The sequence below is a fragment of the Sinomonas sp. genome, from assembly GCF_051955515.1.
GTDB lineage: Bacteria > Actinomycetota > Actinomycetes > Actinomycetales > Micrococcaceae > Sinomonas.
In genome coordinates, this window is sequence record NZ_JBQCGQ010000303.1 from 1 (window position 1) to 4,411 (window position 4,411).

General features: G+C 64.6%; 4 protein-coding genes. 2 read left to right on the forward strand and 2 right to left on the reverse strand.

All coding sequences use genetic code 11. The features are described from left to right. Positions 1–38: 38 nt before the first annotated feature. Complete coding sequence (gene clpX / locus ACTHL9_RS18150) at positions 39–1,328, forward strand: ATP-dependent Clp protease ATP-binding subunit ClpX (protein WP_138413359.1); 1,290 nt, start codon at positions 39–41, stop codon at positions 1,326–1,328. Positions 1,329–1,413: 85 nt separating this feature from the next. Here clpX and ACTHL9_RS18155 read toward each other — a convergent pair whose 3' ends face one another. After that, positions 1,414–2,769, reverse strand: a complete 1,356-nt coding sequence (locus tag ACTHL9_RS18155) for an MFS transporter (protein ID WP_440520667.1) — start codon at positions 2,767–2,769, stop codon at positions 1,414–1,416. Positions 2,770–3,096: 327 nt separating this feature from the next. Between ACTHL9_RS18155 and ACTHL9_RS18160 the strand changes: the two genes are divergently transcribed. After that, the gene (locus ACTHL9_RS18160; RefSeq protein ID WP_440520668.1) at positions 3,097–3,720 is read left to right on the forward strand and encodes a mycothiol-dependent nitroreductase Rv2466c family protein; all 624 of its coding nucleotides are present in this window, start codon (positions 3,097–3,099) and stop codon (positions 3,718–3,720) included. A 306-nt stretch (positions 3,721–4,026) separates the two neighbouring features. Here ACTHL9_RS18160 and ACTHL9_RS18165 read toward each other — a convergent pair. Continuing rightward, a partial coding sequence (locus tag ACTHL9_RS18165) for a class I tRNA ligase family protein (protein ID WP_440520669.1) occupies positions 4,027–4,411 on the reverse strand: 385 nt, incomplete at its 5' end.

A 4,411-nucleotide genomic window follows, 5' to 3' on the forward strand; every position in this document is an offset into this window, starting at 1 on the left:
GTGGGATGGTCAGACTTCTTCAGGAAGGGAATCGACGAATGGCGCGCATTGGTGAGAGCGCAGACCTGCTGAAGTGCTCGTTCTGTGGGAAGAGCCAGAAGCAGGTTCGGAAGCTCATCGCGGGCCCTGGGGTCTACATCTGCGACGAGTGCATCGAGCTGTGCAACGAGATCATCGAGGAGGAGCTCGCGGAGGTCTCGGACCTGGGAAGCTTCGAGCTGCCCAAGCCGCGGGAGATCTTCGACTTCCTCCAGGAGTACGTTGTCGGCCAAGAGCACGCGAAGCGCGCGCTCGCGGTGGCCGTCTACAACCACTACAAGCGCATTCAGGCGGGGCACGGCTCTAAGTCGGGATCCCTCGCGGAGGGCCATGGCCACGACGACGTGGAGATCGCCAAGTCCAACATCCTGCTGATCGGCCCGACCGGATGCGGGAAGACGTATCTGGCCCAGACCCTCGCCCGCCGGCTCAACGTGCCGTTCGCAGTGGCGGACGCGACCGCCCTCACCGAGGCGGGGTACGTGGGCGAGGACGTGGAGAACATCCTGCTCAAGCTCATTCAGGCGGCGGACTACGACGTCAAGAAGGCGGAGCAGGGAATCATCTACATCGACGAGATCGACAAGATCTCCCGCAAGAGCGAGAACCCGTCGATCACCCGGGATGTCTCGGGCGAGGGCGTTCAGCAGGCGCTGCTGAAGATCCTCGAGGGCACGGTGGCATCGGTGCCCCCTCAGGGCGGTCGCAAGCACCCGCATCAGGAGTTCATCCAGATCGACACGACGAACGTGCTGTTCATCGTCGCGGGTGCCTTCGCTGGGCTTGAGGAGATCATCGGGCAGCGCGCCGGAAAGAAGGGGATCGGCTTCGGCGTTCCCCTCAGCTCGATCACGAAGCATGAGAGCACGTATGCAGACGTCATGCCGGAGGACCTGCTGAAGTTCGGGCTCATCCCGGAGTTCATCGGGCGCCTTCCCGTCATCACGACCGTGGAGAACCTCGACCGTCCCGCTCTCATGCAGATCCTCACGGAGCCGAAGAACGCGCTCGTGAAGCAGTACCAGAAGATGTTCCAGCTCGACGGCGTCGAGCTGCACTTCGAGGACGAGGCACTTGAGGCCATCGCAGACCTCGCCCTGGAACGGGGCACGGGGGCGCGCGGCCTGCGGGCGATCATGGAAGAAGTCCTGCTTCCGGTGATGTTCGACCTGCCGAGCCGCGACGACGTCGCCGGCGTCGTGGTGACGAGGGACGTCGTCATCCGCCACGAGCAGCCGAGCCTCATCCCGCACAGCGTCGTGGCCAAGCGGCGTACCAAATCGGCCTGACCAGCCCAAGAACGCGCGAGCCCCGGCCTTGCGGCCGGGGCTCTCTGTCTCTGGGCGATTCGCTGGGCGAGGGGTTCCTACCGCATCAGGCGTCAGTCGTGTGGACGACGGCGCGTGCCGGGATCGGTTCGATCTTGCCCATGAGCAGCAGATACGAGGCGAGGCCACCGACGAGCGCGATGCCGCCGATGAAGAAGGCGTAGACGAAGTGGCCGGTGACATCGACGATGAGGCCCGTGACGATGGGGGCGGCGACGCCCGCGAGCAGGTTGACGCAGTTGACGATGGCGGCGAGCGAACCAGCGCTTCCCTCGGGGGCAATGAGTGCCGGGAGCGAGTTGCTCGTGACATACACAAGGGCGATTCCGGCGCTTCCGATGGCGATCCAGATGATCGCTGAGACCGGGTTGTCGCTGAAGGCGGCACCGACCGTGAAGAGAGCGATGATCATGCCGACCACCAGGACGCCCTTTCGGACCTTGTCTGCGTTCGCGCCTCGTCCGATCACACGATCCACCCACCAGCCGCCGATGGTCAGTTCGGAGACGAACATGGCGAAGGCGGGGACGGCTGCGTAGATGCCGCTCTGGAGGACGCTCTGGTTCATGGTCGTCTGCATGTAGCCCGGAAGCCACGTCAGGAGCATCCACAGGACGTAGCCCGCTCCGGCGAGTCCAAGGGACAGACCCCAGACCTTGCGCTGCCGCAGGAGATAGGCGACCGTGGCCCAGTCGCTCGACGGCCGGACTTCCTCGCTGGAGGCGCCGCCTTGGACGATGTAGCTGTATTCCTCGCTGGTCATGCGGCCCTTGGCGAAGCGGGCCTTCGGGCCGCTGTACCGCCACAGGAACGCGACGAGGAAGATGATGGACAGGACGGCCTGAAGCCAGAAGGCCTCACGCCAGCCCCACGTGGAGACCGTGAAGGCGATGAGGGGCAAGCCCAGGACGTTGGCCAGTCGGGTCCCGCTGTCGAAGATGGCAGTGCAGAGACCGCGCTCGTGCCGGGGGAACCACTGCCCGGTCGCCTTCATGGCCCCGGGAAATGCGGGGGCCTCGGCAACCCCGAGGAGCACCCGGGCGATGATGATCACCCACGCCCCGGAGGCGATCGCCGTGAGGACGGACGCGACGGTCCAGAGCACAGCGCTCGCTCCCCAGACCCGCTTGACGCCGAACCGATCGAGCAGCATCCCTGAGGGGATCTGCATGATCGCATAGGACCAGAGGAACGCCGAGGACAGCACACCGAACTCCGTGGCCGTGAGGCCGAAGTCCTCGGTCAGGGGCTTCTGGGTGACCGAGATCGAGAGCCGGTCGACGTAGTTGATGAGGATGCCGAAGCCCATGAGCAGGGCAATACTCCAGCGGGCCTTGCCGTGAGGGCGGGTAGGCGCGGAGACGCGATCGTGTGAAGCCTTCTTGGAAGCCTGAGACAGCACGGGGAGCTCCTAGGTCAGAGATGGGGTCGGGGCGATCACCGCGCGGGCGATCAGTGTGCGGGAGCTGCGACGGCCTTGTCGCGGGGTCCCGTAGCGCGCCGAACTCGCCTTCAGCGCGTCGCTGGTGGAGGGAAACATGGAAGCCAGTCCTCGTTGATGGGAGACGCTCCAAGTGAGGTACCTCACGTTGGATTCGATGATTCAAGAGTAGGAGGGGCAGCGTGATTCCGCAAGAGGAAATTTCCTTTCCGAAAGACGGAAATGTGGATACCGCTTCGGAAGTCTCAATACGATGGGCTGGGTGGTTCCCTCGAGAAGGAGACGAGCATGACTGACACTGCGCAGAGCGCGAAGAGCAAGGCAGACTTCTGGTTCGACCCGGCCTGCCCGTTCGCCTGGGTGACCTCGCGATGGATTGGCGAGGTCGAGAAGGTCAGGGAGATCGAGACGGACTGGCACGTGATGAGCCTGTCGGTGCTGAATGAAGGCCGAGAGCTCGAGAGCGACTACCAGCGGGCCATGGACCAGAACTGGGGTCCCGTCCGCGTGATCGTCGCTGCGTCGGAACTGCATGGAACGGAGCACATCAAGCCGCTCTACGACGCGATGGGAACCCTCATCCACAACGAGGGCGTCAAGGATCGCCCCGAGGTGATCCGGCGTGCCCTCGACCAGGTCGGGCTCCCCGGGGATCTCGCTCGGTATGCAGACTCCGACGAGTACGACGCCCAGCTTCGGAAGAGCCACAAGTCCGGAATCGAACTCGTCGGGCAAGAAGTCGGAACGCCCATCGTTGCCTTCAATGGCACGGCGTTCTTCGGGCCGGTCATGACGCGTGTCCCTCAGGGCGAGGAGGCGGGTCAGATCTGGGATGCCTCAGTGACGCTTGCCGGCTACCCGCACTTCTTCGAGATCAAGAGGACCAGAACCGAGCGGCCGAAGGCAGTCTGAGCGAATTACGGCTCTGTACTTCACTCATCCCCCTTGCAGGGGAAAGTGACCCGGATCACAATAAGAAGTACCTTCTCCACAGCCGGAGGAGGACGTGGAAACCAAAGATTCAGTGACAGTCGATTCGACGCAGCCTCAGGCAAAGCCGGCGACTGACCCCCTGTGACGGAGGGTAAGACCTGGATTCCGAGGATTCCACCAGACTGCTCGACGTCACCGGGCAGCCGAAAAGTCGAAGCCCCACCAACGCGTTCAACGCTGATGGGGCTTCCCTTTTGCCCAGGACAGTTCGACCGGGTGAGCCGGCTAGGCGTCCACTGCCGCGAGCTCGACGCCGGAGACGCTGAGTTCGCCGGTGCTCTCCTCGAGCCGCAGATCACGCGCGTTGGCTGCGGCGCGCAAGTCACCGAGACCGCCCTCGAGCTGGCCGAGCTGCGCGGGGGCCGCCGACACTGTGGCGGAGAGGACCTCCGTGCGCTGCTTGACCTTCGCCTCGGACTTCGCCTTCCGGATCCCGGAGAGCGCGAGGCCGACGGTGCCAAGCATGCCCAGATCCCCCTCGACGGGGAGGGGCTGCGGCCAGTCTGCGCGGTGCACGGAGCCCGAGCGCCACCAACTCCAGACTTCCTCGGTGGCGAACGGCAGGATCGGCGCGAAGAGGCGCAGGAGCGCGTCCAGGGTGGTCGCCAGA

Bases quoted from the DNA above. Each gene is read 5' to 3' on its own strand.
- ACTHL9_RS18160 (WP_440520668.1), top strand. From the start codon at position 3,097: ATGACTGACACTGCGCAGAGCGCGAAGAGCAAGGCAGACTTCTGGTTC.
- clpX (WP_138413359.1), top strand. From the start codon at position 39: ATGGCGCGCATTGGTGAGAGCGCAGACCTGCTGAAGTGCTCGTTCTGT.